Consider the following 15147-nt stretch of genomic DNA (forward strand, 5'->3'; position numbering starts at 1 on the left):
CATTGCCAACCAAAACCCCGAGGTAAAGGCGGCCCCAAACGATGCCCCCCAAGAAGAAATCCCCCCCCCCCCCCCCCACACCCACACCCCCCCCCCCCCCCCCCCCCCCCCCCCCCCCCCGCCTTCGTCGTGGCTCGCACGGCTCGCCCCGGAGGGCTGCCGCTGGGGGCCGCGGGTCAGCTGAAGGAGTCGCCGCAGGCGCAGGAGCCGGTCGCGTTCGGGTTGTCGATCGTGAAGCCCTGCTTCTCGATGGTGTCGACGAAGTCGACCGTGGCGCCGCCCAGGTACGGAGCGCTCATGCGGTCCGTGACGACCTTCACACCGCCGAAGTCCTTCACGACGTCGCCGTCGAGCGAGCGCTCGTCGAAGAAGAGCTGGTAGCGCAGGCCGGAGCAGCCGCCGGGCTGGACGGCGACGCGCAGGGCGAGGTCGTCACGGCCTTCCTGGTCGAGCAGGGTCTTGACCTTGGACGCGGCGGCGTCGGTCAGGATGATGCCGTCGGTGACGGTGCTGGTCTCGTCCGATACGGACATCTACATCTCTCCCGGGTTGTACGGAGACTGCTTGCCGACGGTTGAAACCGGCGGGGCCTCGGATTCATTCCGGGCCGGTCCATGGAGTTACCGCCGGGCCGGTCCTTCTTCATGCTCGCACACGGGCCGGGAAGCGGAAAACGTCCTGTCCGGACCACCCGGGGGTGACATCAGAACGGCCGCGGGATTCATGTCACATCGACACTATGGCCATCGTCAAACTGACGTGAAGCGGTTATGATAGATAGCGTCATTTCGACGAAAAGGTCGAAGAGTTCGTCCCGTATGACCCGCCGGTCCGGCTTCCCGGTCCGGCGAGCCGCAGAACAGAAAGGGTGCGTGTCGTGACCACCGCCCAGACCCAGGAGCTCGACGTACAGCCGACGCCCCTCGCCCTGCTCCTGCTCGGCCGCGAGGCCGACCCGCGCAGCGAGCGTGGCGTCGAGTGTCCCGGTGACCTCCCCTCGCCGTCCGACCCGGACCTGGTCGAGCGGGCCCGCGCGGCCAAGGAGAAGCTCGGCGACAAGGTGTTCGTGCTCGGCCACCACTACCAGCGCGACGAGGTCATCCAGTTCGCGGACGTCACGGGCGACTCCTTCAAGCTGGCCCGCGACGCGGCGGCCCGCCCGGAGGCCGAGTACATCGTCTTCTGCGGTGTGCACTTCATGGCCGAGTCGGCGGACATCCTGACCTCCGACGAGCAGAAGGTCGTCCTGCCGGACCTGGCCGCCGGCTGCTCCATGGCCGACATGGCGACGGCCGAGCAGGTCGCCGAGTGCTGGGACGTGCTGACCGAGGCCGGCATAGCCGAGCAGGTCGTGCCGGTGTCGTACATGAACTCCTCGGCCGACATCAAGGCGTTCACCGGCAAGCACGGTGGCCTGATCTGCACCTCGTCCAACGCCGAGCGCGCCCTCGACTGGGCGTTCCAGCAGGGCGAGAAGGTCCTCTTCCTGCCCGACCAGCACCTCGGCCGCAACACCGCCGTGCGGGACATGGGCATGTCCCTGGACGACTGTGTGCTCTACAACCCGCACAAGCCGAACGGCGGTCTGACCGTCGAGGAGCTGCGCGCGGCCAAGATGATCCTGTGGCGCGGCCACTGCTCGGTGCACGGCCGCTTCAGCCTGGACTCGGTGAACGACGTCCGTGAGCGCATCCCGGGCGTCAACGTCCTGGTGCACCCCGAGTGCCGGCACGAGGTCGTGGCCGCGGCGGACTACGTCGGCTCGACCGAGTACATCATCAAGGCGCTGGAGGCGGCCCCGGCCGGTTCCAAGTGGGCCATCGGCACCGAGCTGAACCTGGTCCGCCGCCTGGCGAACCGTTTCGCGCCCGAGGGCAAGGAGATCGTCTTCCTCGACAAAACGGTCTGCTTCTGCTCCACGATGAACCGCATCGACCTGCCCCACCTGGTCTGGGCCCTGGAGTCGCTGGCCGAGGGCAAGCTGGTCAACCGCATCGAGGTCGACAAGGAGACCGAGGCGTTCGCCAAGCTCGCCCTGGAGCGGATGCTGGCCCTGCCGTAACCCGCGCGCCGGCCGCGGAACGCAGGAAGGGCCCCGGACCTCACGGTCCGGGGCCCTTCTGCCGTCGGTTCACCCGATCGCGGTGGTCACACCCCCGCGGGCTCCGGCTCCTCCGACGCCACCGGCTGGGCCGGCACTCCGGCCTTCTTCTGGCGCTTGGCCTCGCGCTTGTTCGCTCGCCGCTCCTTGCGGAGCTCCAGCATCGCGTAGAGCGTCGGGACCAGCAGCAGGGTCAGCAGGGTCGAGGTGATCAGGCCGCCGATCACGACCACCGCCAGCGGCTGGGCGATGAAACCGCCCTCGCCGGTGACGCCGAGCGCCATCGGCAGCAGGGCGAAGATCGTCGCCAGGGCCGTCATGAGGATCGGGCGCAGACGGTGCCGGCCACCCTCCACGACGGCCTCGACGACGCCGTAGCCCTGGGCGCGGTACTGGTTGACGAGGTCGATCAGCACGATCGCGTTGGTCACCACGATGCCGATCAGCATCAGCATGCCGATCATCGCGGGGACGCCCATCGGCGTGCCGGTGACCACCAGCAGGCCGATCGCGCCGGTCGCGGCGAACGGGACGGAGACCAGCAGGATCAGCGGCTGGGCCAGCGAGCGGAAGGTCGCCACCAGCAGCATGAAGACGATCGCGATCGCCGCGAGCATCGCCAGGCCCAGGTTGGCGAACGCCTCGTCCTGGTCGGAGGACACACCACCGATCTCGGCGGTGGCGCCGGCGGGCAGCTTCAGCGCGTCGATCCTGGACTGGAGGTCGGCGCTCACCGCGCCGGTGTTGTCGCCGGTCGGCCGGGCGGTGACGGTGGCGGCCCGCTGACCGTCGATCCGGGTCATGGAGACCGGCCCGTCGACCAGCTCCACGGTCGCGATATCGCCCAGTTCCACCGGGCCGAGCTTCAGCGCGCGCAGCTCGGCGAGGGTGCCCGCGGGGTTCGCGGAGCGGATGACGACGTCGCGCTCGGTGTCGTCCAGCGTGGCCTTGGCGGCCGGGGTGCCGCGCACCGCGTGGGCGACGGCGAGGCCGAGCGTCTGGTCGCTGAACCCGGCGGCGGCCGCCTTGTCGTTGGCCTTGACCGAGATACGCGGAACGCTCTGCGCGAGGTCGCTGGTGACGTCGGTGACGTCGTCGAGCTTCGCGACGGTGGCGCGGACCTGCTCGGCGGCCCGGCGCAGGGCCTCGCCGTCGGCGGCCTTCACGACCACGCTGAGGTCCTGGCTGCCGAAGCCGTCCCCGGCCGCGACCGTGGTCGTGCCGATGCCGGTGAGCTTCTTCAGCCCGGCCTCGATGCGGTCCACGACCTCGTCGGAGGAGGCCGACTCCGCCAGCATCACGTTGTACTGCGCCTGGTTGGTGTCCGTGCCGCCGCCGAAGGCCGCGAGGAACCCGGACGAGCCGACCGTGACCTGGTAGTCCTTGACGCCCTCGATGCCGTCGAGCAGCCGCTCGACCTTCTTCGCCTGCTCGTCGGTCGCGGCGAGGCTGGTGCCGGGCGCCAGCTCCTGACGGACGGTGAGGACCTCCTGGTCGCCCTGGTCGAAGAAGTTGGTCTTCAGCAGGGGGGCCATGCCGAAGGTGCCGATCAGGATCACGGCCGCGAGGGCCACGCTGGTCAGCCTGCGGCGCGTGGCGAAGCGCAGGACGGGGACGTAGAGCCGCTGGAGCCTGCTGTTCGCCTCCTTCTCCTCGGCCTTGCGGCGCGCCTCCTCGGCGTCCTCGGGGGTGCCCTTGGGAGCGCGCAGGAACCAGTACGACAGCACGGGGACGACCGTCAGCGACACCAGCAGGGACGCCAGCAGCGCCGCCGTGACGGTGAGGCTGAACGGGCCGAACAGCTCGCCGACCATGCCGCCGACGAGGCCGACGGGCAGGAAGACGGCGACGGTGGTGAGGGTGGAGGAGGTGACGGCGCCGGAGACCTCGCGCACGGCGGTGAGGATCGCGGACTGCCGCTCCTCGCCGTAGCCGAGATGGCGCTTGATGTTCTCCAGGACCACGATCGAGTCGTCGACGACACGGCCGATGGCGATGGTGAGGGCGCCCAGCGTGAGCATGTTCAGGGACAGGTCACGCGTCCACAGCACGATCAGCGCGAGCACCACGGACAGCGGGATGGACACCGCCGTCACCAGCGTGGAGCGGACCGAGGCCAGGAACACCAGGATGATCACGACCGCGAAGAGCAGTCCGAGCCCGCCCTCGGTGGTCAGGCCGTCGATGGCCTTGGACACGGCCGGGCCCTGGTCGCTGACCACGGTGACGGTCGCGCCGGAGCCGAGGTCCGCGCGCATCGCGGGCAGTGCGTCCTCGACCGCCTCGGAGATGGCGACCGCGCTGCCGTCGTGGTCCATGGTGACCATCACGGCGAGGCTGGGCCGGCCGTCGGTCCGGGTGATCGCGTCGGCCGGGGCCTGCTCCTGCCGGACCGTCGCCACGGAGCCGAGGCGCACCGGCCGCCTGCCGCCCTCGCCGGTGACCATCAGGTCCTCGACCTGCGTCAGCGAGGTGTAGCCGCCGCCGACCCGGACGGTGCGGTTGGCGCCGTCCTCGTCGAAGGAACCGGCCGGGACGGTGGCGCCGCCCGCCTGGAGGGCCTGGGCGAGGGACTGCGTACTCAGCCCGGCGCGGGCCAGCTTCCGCTCGTCGGGCGTGACGGTGACCTGGAGGTCGCGCACACCGTCGACGGTGACCTGGCCGACCCCGTCGATGTCCTTCAGCCGCGGGACGACCGTCCGGTCGAGCTGGTCGGCCAGGGCCTGCTGGTCCTTGCCGGAGGTGACGGCGAGCACCACGGTCGGCATGTCGTCGGTGGACCCGGCGACGACCTGCGGGTCGACGGAGTCGGGCAGCTGCGCACGGGCGCGGTTGACCGCCTGCTGGACGTCGGCGACGAGCTGCTTCGTGTCGTTGCCGTAGTCGAAGGACGCCATGATCACGGCGTTGCCCTCGCTCGCCGTGGAGGTGACGCCGGTGATGCCGTCGACGGCCTCGAGGTTGTTCTCGATCGGCTCGACGACCTGCTTCTCGACCACGTCGGGGGAGGCGCCCTGGTACGGCGCGAGGACCGACACCATGGGCAGTTCGATGGTCGGCAGCAGCTGCTGCTTGAGCTGGGGGATCGCGATGGCCCCGAAGGCGAGCGCGATGATCGACATCAGCCCGATCAGGGCCCGTTGCGCGAGGCTGAATCTGGACAGCCAGGACATGGGTCAGGGTCTCTCTTCAGTGGCCGGAGCGGGGAGGGGGCGCAGGGGGAGCGCCCACCCCACACCCTGTGCCATCCACGGGCCCGGCCCGTACCCCGCAGGTCCCGTTTCCTTATGCCGCGCATACTGCGGGTGGAGTACGAGCCTCCGGGTGTCAGTCCACCCGGGGTCGTACCAGTCCCGATTCGTACGCGATGACGACCAGCTGCGCCCGGTCGCGGGCGCCCAGCTTGGCCATGGCCCGGTTGACGTGCGTCTTCACGGTCAGCGGGCTGACGGTGAGCCGCTCGGCGATCTCGTCGTTGGAGAGCCCGCCGGCGACCTGCACCAGCACCTCGCGCTCCCGCACGGTCAGCGCGTCCAGCCGCTCGGCGTGCGCGGGGTCGCGGTCGTCGGCGCCGCCCTGGGCGAGGAAACGGGCGATCAGCCCCTTGGTGGCGGTCGGCGACAGCAGCGCCTCGCCGCCCGCCGCGACCCGGATCGCGTTGAGCAGTTCCTCCGGCTCGGAGCCCTTGCCGAGGAACCCGGCGGCTCCCGCCCGCAGCGACTGCACGACGTAGTCGTCCACCTCGAAGGTGGTGAGTATGACGACCCGGACATCGGCCAGCGCGGGGTCCTCGCTGATCATCCGGGTGGCCGCCAGACCGTCGGTGCCCGGCATCCGGATGTCCATCAGCACGACGTCGGTGGGCCGCTCCTTGGCCAGCCGTACCGCCTCGGCGCCGTCGGAGGCCTCCCCCACGACCTCCATGTCGGGCTCGGAGTCGACCAGCACCCGGAACGCGCTGCGCAGCAGGGCCTGGTCGTCGGCGAGCAGCACGCGGATGGTCATGCGGGGTCCTCCTGCGGGCCGGTGCGGTTCCTGACCGGCAGGATCGCATGCACCCGGAAGCCGCCGCCGAAGCGGGGACCGGTGGTCAGGGTGCCGCGTACGGCGGTGACGCGCTCGCGCATGCCGAGCAGCCCATGACCGCCGCCGTCCGACGCGGCGGGGTCGCCGTCGCCGTCGTCGAGGACGCTGATCTCGATGCTCGGGCCCACCCGGACGACGCTGACCTCGGCCCTGGCGCACTGCCCGCCGTGCTTCTGCACATTGGTCAGGGCCTCCTGGATGACGCGGTACGCGGCGAGGTCCACGGCGGCGGGCAGCCGGGCTCCCTCGTCGGTGCGGGCGACCTCGACGTGCAGGCCGGCCGCGCGGAAGGTGCCGACCAGCTCGTCGAGGCGGTCGAGTCCCGGGGCGGGTTCGGTGGGCGCCTCCGGGTCGCCGGACTGGCGCAGCAGGCCCACGGTGGCGCGCAGCTCGTTGAGCGCGGAGCGGCTGGCGTCGCGGACGTGGGAGAGCGCCTCCTTGGCCTGGTCGGGCCGTTTGTCCATGACGTGGGCGGCGACGCCGGCCTGCACATTGACCAGGGCGATGTGGTGCGCGACGACGTCGTGCAGATCGCGCGCGATCCGCAGCCGCTCCTCGGCGACCCGGCGCCGGGCCTCCTCCTCCCGCGTGCGCTCGGCCCGCTCGGCCCGCTCGCGGATGGCCTCCACGACGGCCCTGCGGCTCCTCACGGCGTCGCCGCCGGCCGCGGCCATGCCCGTCCAGGCGAAGATGCCGAGGTTTTCCTGGGCGTACCAGGGCAGCGGGCCGCAGAGCATGGCCGCGCCGGTCAGCACGGTCATGGTGAGCAGGCCCACGCGCCAGGTGGTGGGGCGGTCGGTGGTGGAGGCGACGGTGTACAGGGCGATGACGGCCGCCATGGCGACGGGGGCGCGGGGGTCGCCCGTCACGGCCTCCACGAGGGAGAGGCCGCCGGTGACGGCCAGTACGGCGAGGGGGGCGCGGCGGCGGAACACGAGCGCGGCGGCGGCGAGCGCCATCAGTACGAGGCTCAGGGTGTCCGGGGTGCGCAGGCCCCAGGTGATGCCGTTGGCTCCGTGGGGGTCCACGAAGGAGCCGGCGACCATGGCCGCGAGGACGGCGGACGCGAGGGTTGCGTCCAGCGCCATCGGGTGCGCCTTCATGCGGGCGCGGACGCGGTCCAGGGTGGTCACGGCCATCTACGGTAACCGCCCCGGCGGGGTGCCCGGCGGGCGGCTGAGCCGTGCGGTGCGCTGCTCGGCGTCGCGGCGGGAAAAGCGGGGCGGTGCGCAGCTCGGCGTCAACGAGGTGCCTCCCCCAGAGGGGGGACCCCCAGCCCACCCGTGCCGCCCCGAGCGGCACGCATGCCCGCGGCCAGGGCGGCGCGCAGCCCGCGGCGGCGGAAAGACGCGTACGGCGGCAAGGGGACGGGGCGGGGGGTGTCCGCCCGCAGCGGCCGCCGTCAGACACCAGAACCCCCGCAGGAGACCTGATCGGCGGACCGAGGACGGATACACCCCCCGCCCCGGCCCAGCACCACCCACCAACCGCAGGCGTCCCCACCGACAGGCCGCCGCGGGCAGCCACACACCTCAGCCCGGGATCAGGCCGTCGTCGCGGAGCATGGTGCGGACCTCGGTCAGGGTTGCCTCGGGGGACGGGAGGATGAGGTCCGATGGTTCGAGGGAGTCGAGGGGGAGCGGGTCGCCGAGGCGGCGGACCGCGTCCAGCAGGGCGCCGAGGGTGCGGCGGAACCCCGCCTCGTCACCGGACTCGAGCTCCTTCAGGAGCTCGTCGTCCAGCGAGTTCAGCTCGGGCAGGTGGCTCTCGGAGAGGGTCACCTGCCCTTCCCCCATGATCCGTACGATCATGTCGCCTCCTCGGCGTACCCCTACTGCTTGTCGAAGCGCGGAGTGTCCTGCGGCTGCTGCTGGCCCTGCTGCTGCCCGCTGCCGCCCTCGAGGGCCTGCCGGTCGGACGAACCGCCCGCCAGCTCGGCCTTCATGCGCTGGAGTTCCAGCTCTACATCCGTACCACCGGACAGCCGGTCCAGCTCGGCCTGGATGTCGTCCTTGGCGATACCGGTCGGGTCGTCGAGCGCGCCGGACGCCAGCAGCTCGTCGATCGCACCGGCCCTGGCCTGGAGCTGCGCCGTCTTGTCCTCGGCGCGCTGGATCGCCAGCCCGACGTCGCCCATCTCCTCGGAGATACCGGTGAAGGCCTCCCCGATCCGGGTCTGCGCCTGGGCCGCGGTGTACGTCGCCTTGATCGTCTCCTTCTTCGTACGGAAGGCGTCGACCTTCGCCTGGAGCCGCTGCGCCGCGAGGGTGAGCTTCTCCTCCTCGCCCTGGAGCGTGGCGTGCTGCGTCTCCAGGTCGGTGACCTGCTGCTGGAGCGCCGCACGGCGGGACAGCGCCTCACGGGCCAGGTCCTCCCGGCCCAGCGCCAGCGCCTTGCGGCCCTGGTCCTCCAGCTTGGCCGACTGCGACTGGAGCTGGTTCAGCTGGAGCTCCAGCCGCTTGCGCGAGGTGGCCACGTCGGCGACACCGCGGCGCACCTTCTGGAGCAGCTCGAGCTGCTTCTGGTACGAGTAGTCGAGGGTCTCGCGCGGGTCCTCGGCCCGGTCAAGGGCCTTGTTCGCCTTCGCGCGGAAGATCATCCCCATCCGCTTCATGACACCGCTCATGGGCTTCGCGCGCCCCCTTCTGACGGACTCCGGCTCCAGCTCTGCGACAGAACCCACAGTACGGGCCCTGCATCCATTGACGCACTGTTCCGTGGCTGATGCGGTCATCCCCGAGGACGACTGCGCCCGCTCCGGCTCCGGCGTAAGGAGTAGGTGGTCCCCGAGGGTCCCGAGGGTTCCCCGGGGCCCTCCACCACGTCTTCCCTGTCCCCTGAAGACGCCTGGTGTTGCCGGATCGTTCCCCCCGGGACTGGGGTCCACACCTGCCTACCCCGTACCCTTGGGTTTTGTGTTCCGTAGCCGTGCCACCAAGGACGAGAAGGCCGCCGCCGCCGACAAGGCGCCGGTGACCGACTCCAAGCAGACCCGTGACCCGCAGGCCCCGAAGGGCAGGCCCACTCCCAAGCGCAGTGAGGCCCAGTCCCAGCGCCGCAGCGTCGCCAGTACGCCCACGACGCGCAAGGAGGCCGCCAAGCGGCAGCGCGAGGAGCGCCGTGCCGCCCTGGACCGTCAGCGCCAGGCGCTGGCAGGGGGCGACGAGCGTTACCTCCCCGCGCGCGACAAGGGGCCGGTGCGCCGCTTCGCTCGCGACTTCGTCGACTCCCGCTTCAACATCGCCGAGTTCTTCCTGCCGATGGCCGTGATCATCCTCGTGCTGAGCGTGGTCCGGGTGCAGAACGTGCAGACGCTGGCGCTGCTGCTGTGGCTCGTCGTGATCGTGATGATCGTGCTGGACTCGGTCCTCACCGGGTTCCGTCTGAAGAAGCAGCTGCGTGAGCGCTTCCCGGACGAGAACAAGCGCGGCGTGGTCGCCTACGCGCTGATGCGCAGCCTCCAGATGCGTCGGCTCCGGCTGCCGAAGCCGCAGGTCAAGCGCGGAGAGCGGCCCTGAGCGCAGCCGCTTTCTCCGGGGGTGCGGCCGAGGCCTGGCTGAACAAGCTGGGCGGCCTGCGTGATGTCGTACGACAGGAGCTGGTCGCCCGGCAGCTCGACGAGCAGATAGCCGGGCGGTTCCCGGTCGGGCAGCGGCTGCGGGTGCTCGACGTGGGGATGGGCCAGGGCACCCAGGCGCTGCGCCTGGCCCGCATCGGCCATCAGGTCACCGGTGTCGAGCGCGACGCGAAGATGGTCGCCGTCGCGCGGGCCGCGCTGTCCGCCGAGCCGGAGGGCATCCGGGAACGGATGCGGATCGTGGAGGGCGACGGCCGGGACACCGGCGTGCACTTCCTGCCGGGCAGCTTCGACGTGGTGCTGTGCCACGGCGTGCTGATGTACATCGAGGAGCCGGACGCGCTGCTGGCGGGTCTGGCCCGGGTGCTGGCGCCGGGCGGGCTGCTGTCGCTGCTGGTGCGCAACGCCGACGGGCTGGCCGCGCGGCCGGGCCTGTCCGGCGACTGGGCGGGGGCGCTGACCGCCTTCGACACCACCACGTACCGCAACCGGCTGGGTCTGGACGTGCGGGCGGACCGGCTCCAGACGATCACCGCGACGCTGGCGGGGATCGGTACGCCGCTGCACGCCTGGTACGGGGTGCGGGTGTTCACGGACACCGCGGCGGACGACGCCGAGATCCCCGAGGACGTCGAGCAGCTGCTCGCGGCGGAGGAGCGGGCGGGGCGCACGGACCCGTACCGGGCCGTCGCGGCGCTGCTGCATCTGTGCGGGGTCCGCGGCTGAGACACGGGCGGGAGCCCGGGGACGTCGTCACCCGGCCCGACCGCCGGGGCCCGGGGCCCGGCCCGTCAGGACGAGGCCCCACGAGCGACAGTCAGTCCCCTGAGCCCCGGCCGACAGACCGCCCCCGCGACTCGGCAGGCAGCCTGCGGCTCAGGCCTCGACCTCCGCCGTCTCCGCCTCCGCCTCCGCCGTGTCGTCGGCGTGCAGGCTCATCGGGCCGTAGATCTCCGTGGTGTCCTCGAACAGGCGCACCTGGTCGGCGCCGCCGGCCTGGAGGTCCTTCCAGTGCTCGCCGATCCACGACTCGGCGTCGCCCTGCGTGGTGAACTCCTCGGGCTGCACCGCGGGCTCGACCTCCGACCCGTCGGACTTCTCGAACCGCCACGTCCACATCGCCATGCAGGCCTCCTTCGTGGTCCTTCGTCTGGGACGAGCCTATGGGGTCGGCCGGGGTCGTCAGAAGAAGATCGGCACAGTCGGCCGATACCGCCCCGCCGCTCAGGGGGCTCCCGGGCGGGCATGATCAGGAGCGAGCGGCGAGAATCGGGGCGTGGAACTCACTCTGCTCGGCACCGGTGCCCCCGCTGGCCTCCCCCGCCCCGACTGCCCCTGCGCGGCCTGCGCCACCGCTCTCGGGGACGACGTCCGGGGAGCCACCTCGCTGCTGGTGGACGGGGCGCTGCTGCTGGATCTGACGCCCGGGGCGGCCTTCGCGGCGGCGCGGGCCGGGCGGTCGCTGAGCGGTGTGGGGCAGGTGCTGCTGACGCATCCGCACGACGGGCCGGCCGTCGAGGTCCCGGCGGGGCTGCCGCAGCCGGGCCGGGTGCCCGACGGGCGGGAGCTGGCGCTGCTGACGGGGCACCGGGTGCGGGCCGTGGCGATGGACGCGCCGGGCACCGGGTACGCGGTGACCGGGCCGGACGGGCAGCGGCTGCTGTATCTGCCGCCGGGCGGGGCACCCGCCGGGCTGGAGGAGGGCGGGCCGTCCGCCGAGCCGTACGACCTGGTGCTCGCCGATGTCGTCGGGCGGCCCGACGCGCTGGCCCGGCTGCGCGCGGTCGGCGCGGTGGGGCCGGGGACGGATGTGGTCGCGGTCCATCTCGATCACGACGTACCGCCGGGGGCGGAGCTGCCGCGGCGGCTCGCGGCGGCGGGGGCGCGGGCCGTACCGGACGGGACGACGCTGGCGGTGGGCGGCTACCCGGGCGCGCCCGCGGTACCGCGCAGGACGCTGGTGCTGGGCGGGGCGCGGTCGGGCAAGTCGGTCGAGGCGGAGCGACGGCTGGAGTCGTTCCCGGACGTGCTGTACGTGGCCACCGGGGGGACGCGGGGCGGGGACACCGAGTGGGCGGGGCGGGTCACCGCGCACCGGGAGCGGCGGCCGGGGTCCTGGCGGACGACCGAGACCTGCGACCTGGTGCCGCTGCTGAAGGACGACGGGCCGCCGTTGCTGATCGACTGTCTGTCCCTGTGGCTGACCGACGCGATGGACGCCGTCGGGGCCTGGGACGACGCGGAGTGGGCCGACGGGGGCGAACGGGCGCTGCGCGAGCGCGTGCGGGAGCTGACCGGGGCCGTGCGGGAGGCCCGGCGGATCGTGGTGGCCGTGTCGAACGAGGTGGGGTCGGGGATCGTGCCCGCCACGGCGTCGGGGCGGCGCTACCGGGACGAACTGGGGCGGCTGAACGCGGCGTTCGCCGGCGAGTGCGAGCAGGTGCTGCTGGTGGTGGCGGGGCAGGCCGTCGTCCTGCGGGGGTGAACGGCCCCCGGGCACGGGCGGGGTGAACGACCCTCGGGCGCGGGCGGGGTGAACGGGCCCCGGCGCGGGCGGGGTGAACCGGTCCGGCCCGGTGCGCTCAGGCCCCCCGGTGGGCGGCCGTCTTCCGGGCGATCAGGCGGTACGCCCGGGACAGGCGGGTGCGGGTCAGCAGGGTGGGGACGGTGGGGGTCACCAACTCGCAGCCCTCCGCCTCCAGTTCCGCGCGCAGGTTGGCGGGCGGCAGGAGATGGGGGACGCAGGGCAGCGGGAGGCGGCGGGGGTCCGTGGTCTCGATCAGGAGGTGGCCGCCGGGGCGCAGGGCCTTGAGCGCGGCGCGCAGCTCCGCGCGGGGGTCGCGGGTGTGCTCCAGATGGTGGAGCAGGCTGACCACGTCGTAGCGGGAGCGCAGCCGGGTCAGTACGTCGGGGGCCGTCAGGGTGCCTACGTGGGCCTCGTCCAGGCGGCCCGCCCGGCGGGCCCGTTCCACGCGCCTGCCGCTGTCCACGCCGTCGAAGGCGGTGTAGGGGAACAGGACGCGGGCCGTCTCGGGGAAGTCGGCGTGGCCGGTGCCCACGTCCAGCCAGCTCTCCGGTTCGGGGAAGGGCAGCATCGCGCGGGCGGCGAGCCGGTGGCGCAGCCGGGTGGCGGCCGCCCGTACGCCGTCCGCCCGCGGGCCTTCCCCGTGTGCCAGGTCCGTCCTGGGGTCGGTCCGACGCGGGTTCTGGAAGACGTGGGCGCAGTCGCGGCACTCGTCGACGGCCTGCGCCCCGGGCTTCGTCCGGGTGCGCAGGCTCGTGGAGCCGCACCAGGGGCAGTCGTCGCGGCGCGGGTCGGTGGGGGTGGGGGGCATCGGCTTACTCCCTGGGACGGCCGGACGACAGGGACGTATGACAATCCGCTGCAAAACGGAACGTATGGGATCTCGATCTTGGGCGCAACGACGTCGCCGGGGTGTGGGGGCCATGTGGCGGCGTTCTGTTCGACCGGTGCCGGTACTGTTCGGCGAATGAGCTCGCTTAATCTCGACGACTTCACCGATCTGATCGAGCGGCCCGACGGCGGAGTGCGCCGCGACGCGGAGGCGCGCCGGGAGCGTCAGATCGTGCCGCCCGGATCGCTGGGGCGCCTGGACGAACTGGGTGAATGGCTCGCGGCGGCGCAGGGCACCGCCGCGGTACGGCCCGTCGAGCGGCCGCGGGTCGTGATCTTCGCCGGGGACCACGGGATCGCCGGGCTCGGCGTGTCCGCGCGACCCTCGGACGGCGCGCTGGAACTCGTGCGCGGGGTGCTGGACGGCAGCCGCCCGGTGGCGGTGCTCGCCCGGCGGCTCGGTGTGCCGGTGCGGGTCGTCGACATGGGTCTGGACTGCGAGCCGGACGCCCTGCCCGCGGACGTCGTACGCCACCGGGTGCGCCGGGGCAGCGGGCGGATCGACGTCGAGGACGCGCTGACCGTCGAGGAGGCCGAGGCCGCGTTCCGGGCGGGCATGGCCGTCGCCGACGAGGAGGCCGACTCGGGGACGGACCTGGTCGTGCTCGGCGACGTCAGCGTCGGCGGGACCACGCCGGCCGGTGTGCTGGTCGCCGCGCTGTGCGGGACGGACGCGTCGGTGGTGACCGGGCGCGGCGGGCAGGCGATCGACGACCTGGCGTGGATGCGTAAGTGCGCGGCGATCCGGGACGCGCTGCGGCGGGCCCGGCCGGTGCTGGGCGAGCAGCTGCAGCTGCTGGCGGCCGTCGGCGGCGCCGACCTCGCCGCCATGACGGGCTTTCTGCTCCAGGCCGCCGTACGGAAGATGCCGGTCGTGCTGGACGGTGTGGTGAGCGCGGCCTGTGCGCTGGTCGGACAGCGGATCGCCTTCCGGGCGCCGGACTGGTGGCTGGCCGGGCAGCTCAGCGGGGAGCCGGCGCAGGCCAAGGCGCTGGACCGGATGGCCCTGGAGCCCCTGCTCGACCAGGGCGTGACGGTGGGTGAGGGAGCCGGGGCGCTGCTCGCGCTGCCGCTGGTCCAGGCCGCGGCGGCGCTGGCCGCGGAGCTGCCCGAGCGGGACGAGGAGAAGCCGGCGGAGGAGTCCGAGTCCGTGGACACCACCGCCGCGGGCGGGTCCGGGGAGGACTGAGCCGGGCCGTCAGCGGGCCTGCGGCTGCGGGGTGCGGTCGGGAGCGCCGCCGATCAGGTCCTGGAGCCGGCGCGCGGGGCCCGCCCAGCGCCGGTCGTGGCGGTAGGCGCGCAGCATCGCGCGGGCCCGGGTGCGCGGGCGTCGGGCGTAGAAGCGGCGGGCCCACGAGGATCCGGGGCGGGCCAGGCGGATCGCGGCGACGATGGCGACGAACGGGACGATCACCCCGAAGATCGCCATCCGGAGCTTGCCCTTGAAGAGGGCGATCAGGGCGATCAGGAAGTTGATGCCGATGGTCAGCAGGACCGTGCCGCGGTTCTGGAGCTCATCCTCGGTCAGGCCGTTGACGCCGAAGGGCGAGAAGCCGAGCAGCATCAGGCCGACCAGGGCGGCGGTGAGCACCACGACCTCGACGCTCTTGCGGCCCGCCTCGGTCCAGTAGACGTCGTCCAGGTGCAGGATCAGCGCGAACTCGTCGAGGACCAGGCCCGCGCCGACGCCGAAGACGACCGCGGCGAGGCTCGAGCCGAAGCCGCGCGTGCCGCCCGCGACCGCGGCGAACCCGCCGATGACGGTGAGGACGACCCCGGGCACGACGTGGTGGATGTGCACGCCGCCGGCCTGGACGTTGCCGAAGGGGCCCCGGCCCGCGCGGATCAGGCGAGTGATCAGCCGGGTGATCAGGAAGGTGGCGAGGAAGGCCACCAGGGCGAGCAACAGGGGCAGCTTGCCGGGTTCGATGATGTTGCGTTGCAGCCAGTCGCCCATGAGCGCAGTCT

Annotated in this window: 14 protein-coding genes; 5 read left to right on the forward strand and 9 right to left on the reverse strand. The window is 72.8% G+C overall.

Annotated elements, in window-relative coordinates; genetic code table 11:
* Window positions 1–176 precede the first annotated feature (176 nt).
* Complete coding sequence (gene erpA, locus ACZ6SQ_RS04485; RefSeq protein ID WP_356688991.1) at window positions 177–533, reverse strand: iron-sulfur cluster insertion protein ErpA; 357 nt, start codon at window positions 531–533, stop codon at window positions 177–179.
* Between the two features lie 344 nt (window positions 534–877).
* On the opposite strand from erpA, the gene nadA reads away from it, so the two are divergent.
* Window positions 878–2062 carry a quinolinate synthase NadA gene (gene nadA / locus ACZ6SQ_RS04490; protein ID WP_469556676.1) on the forward strand — a complete coding sequence of 395 codons (1185 nt, stop codon included), beginning with the start codon at window positions 878–880 and terminating at the stop codon, window positions 2060–2062.
* A gap of 86 nt (window positions 2063–2148) precedes the next feature.
* On the opposite strand, the gene ACZ6SQ_RS04495 is transcribed toward nadA, so the two are convergent.
* The 5 genes from ACZ6SQ_RS04495 to ACZ6SQ_RS04515 all read right to left on the reverse strand — a co-directional run bounded on the left by ACZ6SQ_RS04495 (window position 2149) and on the right by ACZ6SQ_RS04515 (window position 8813).
* Window positions 2149–5274, reverse strand: coding sequence for an efflux RND transporter permease subunit (locus tag ACZ6SQ_RS04495; RefSeq protein ID WP_469556677.1), 3126 nt, complete (start codon window positions 5272–5274; stop codon window positions 2149–2151).
* 154 nt (window positions 5275–5428) lie between these two features.
* Window positions 5429–6106 (reverse strand): response regulator, encoded by a 678-nt coding sequence (locus ACZ6SQ_RS04500; protein WP_469556679.1) that lies wholly within the window; start codon window positions 6104–6106, stop codon window positions 5429–5431.
* Window positions 6103–7320: a sensor histidine kinase gene (locus tag ACZ6SQ_RS04505; protein ID WP_469556680.1), complete on the reverse strand. Its 1218-nt coding sequence runs from the start codon at window positions 7318–7320 to the stop codon at window positions 6103–6105. Before ACZ6SQ_RS04505 ends, ACZ6SQ_RS04500 begins: the two co-directional genes overlap by 4 nt.
* A gap of 399 nt (window positions 7321–7719) precedes the next feature.
* On the reverse strand, window positions 7720–7998 hold the full coding sequence (gene pspAA, locus ACZ6SQ_RS04510) for a PspA-associated protein PspAA (protein ID WP_469556682.1): 279 nt from the start codon (window positions 7996–7998) through the stop codon (window positions 7720–7722).
* 20 nt (window positions 7999–8018) lie between these two features.
* Window positions 8019–8813: a PspA/IM30 family protein gene (locus ACZ6SQ_RS04515; RefSeq protein WP_356688997.1), complete on the reverse strand. Its 795-nt coding sequence runs from the start codon at window positions 8811–8813 to the stop codon at window positions 8019–8021.
* Between the two features lie 289 nt (window positions 8814–9102).
* On the opposite strand from ACZ6SQ_RS04515, the gene ACZ6SQ_RS04520 reads away from it, so the two are divergent.
* Together ACZ6SQ_RS04520 and ACZ6SQ_RS04525 are read left to right on the forward strand one after the other, a co-directional pair.
* A complete protein-coding gene (locus ACZ6SQ_RS04520; RefSeq protein WP_469556684.1) occupies window positions 9103–9705 on the forward strand; it encodes a DUF3043 domain-containing protein in 603 nt (200 codons plus the stop codon).
* Window positions 9706–9785: 80 nt separating this feature from the next.
* Window positions 9786–10490 (forward strand): methyltransferase domain-containing protein, encoded by a 705-nt coding sequence (locus ACZ6SQ_RS04525; RefSeq protein ID WP_469557202.1) that lies wholly within the window; start codon window positions 9786–9788, stop codon window positions 10488–10490.
* 150 nt (window positions 10491–10640) lie between these two features.
* Here the strand turns inward: ACZ6SQ_RS04525 and ACZ6SQ_RS04530 are convergent, their stop codons facing one another.
* A complete protein-coding gene (locus tag ACZ6SQ_RS04530; RefSeq protein ID WP_469556686.1) occupies window positions 10641–10889 on the reverse strand; it encodes a hypothetical protein in 249 nt (82 codons plus the stop codon).
* Between the two features lie 151 nt (window positions 10890–11040).
* Between ACZ6SQ_RS04530 and ACZ6SQ_RS04535 the strand changes: the two genes are divergently transcribed.
* Window positions 11041–12249, forward strand: a complete 1209-nt coding sequence (locus tag ACZ6SQ_RS04535; protein ID WP_469556687.1) for a bifunctional adenosylcobinamide kinase/adenosylcobinamide-phosphate guanylyltransferase — start codon at window positions 11041–11043, stop codon at window positions 12247–12249.
* A gap of 97 nt (window positions 12250–12346) precedes the next feature.
* Here the strand turns inward: ACZ6SQ_RS04535 and ACZ6SQ_RS04540 are convergent, their stop codons facing one another.
* A complete protein-coding gene (locus ACZ6SQ_RS04540; protein ID WP_469556689.1) occupies window positions 12347–13099 on the reverse strand; it encodes a class I SAM-dependent methyltransferase in 753 nt (250 codons plus the stop codon).
* A 156-nt stretch (window positions 13100–13255) separates the two neighbouring features.
* Between ACZ6SQ_RS04540 and cobT the strand changes: the two genes are divergently transcribed.
* The gene (gene cobT / locus ACZ6SQ_RS04545; RefSeq protein WP_469556691.1) at window positions 13256–14368 is read left to right on the forward strand and encodes a nicotinate-nucleotide--dimethylbenzimidazole phosphoribosyltransferase; all 1113 of its coding nucleotides are present in this window, start codon (window positions 13256–13258) and stop codon (window positions 14366–14368) included.
* A gap of 9 nt (window positions 14369–14377) precedes the next feature.
* On the opposite strand, the gene ACZ6SQ_RS04550 is transcribed toward cobT, so the two are convergent.
* Window positions 14378–15136, reverse strand: coding sequence for a hypothetical protein (locus ACZ6SQ_RS04550; protein ID WP_469556693.1), 759 nt, complete (start codon window positions 15134–15136; stop codon window positions 14378–14380).
* Between the last annotated feature and the right edge of the window lie 11 nt (window positions 15137–15147).

This window comes from Streptomyces sp. NPDC048600, from assembly GCF_055587025.1.

Bases quoted from the DNA above. Each gene is read 5' to 3' on its own strand.
- ACZ6SQ_RS04500 (WP_469556679.1), bottom strand. From the start codon at position 6,106: ATGACCATCCGCGTGCTGCTCGCCGACGACCAGGCCCTGCTGCGCAGC.
- ACZ6SQ_RS04540 (WP_469556689.1), bottom strand. From the start codon at position 13,099: ATGCCCCCCACCCCCACCGACCCGCGCCGCGACGACTGCCCCTGGTGC.
- ACZ6SQ_RS04515 (WP_356688997.1), bottom strand. From the start codon at position 8,813: ATGAGCGGTGTCATGAAGCGGATGGGGATGATCTTCCGCGCGAAGGCG.
- pspAA (WP_469556682.1), bottom strand. From the start codon at position 7,998: ATGATCGTACGGATCATGGGGGAAGGGCAGGTGACCCTCTCCGAGAGC.
- ACZ6SQ_RS04530 (WP_469556686.1), bottom strand. From the start codon at position 10,889: ATGGCGATGTGGACGTGGCGGTTCGAGAAGTCCGACGGGTCGGAGGTC.
- erpA (WP_356688991.1), bottom strand. From the start codon at position 533: ATGTCCGTATCGGACGAGACCAGCACCGTCACCGACGGCATCATCCTG.
- cobT (WP_469556691.1), top strand. From the start codon at position 13,256: ATGAGCTCGCTTAATCTCGACGACTTCACCGATCTGATCGAGCGGCCC.
- ACZ6SQ_RS04550 (WP_469556693.1), bottom strand. From the start codon at position 15,136: ATGGGCGACTGGCTGCAACGCAACATCATCGAACCCGGCAAGCTGCCC.
- ACZ6SQ_RS04495 (WP_469556677.1), bottom strand. From the start codon at position 5,274: ATGTCCTGGCTGTCCAGATTCAGCCTCGCGCAACGGGCCCTGATCGGG.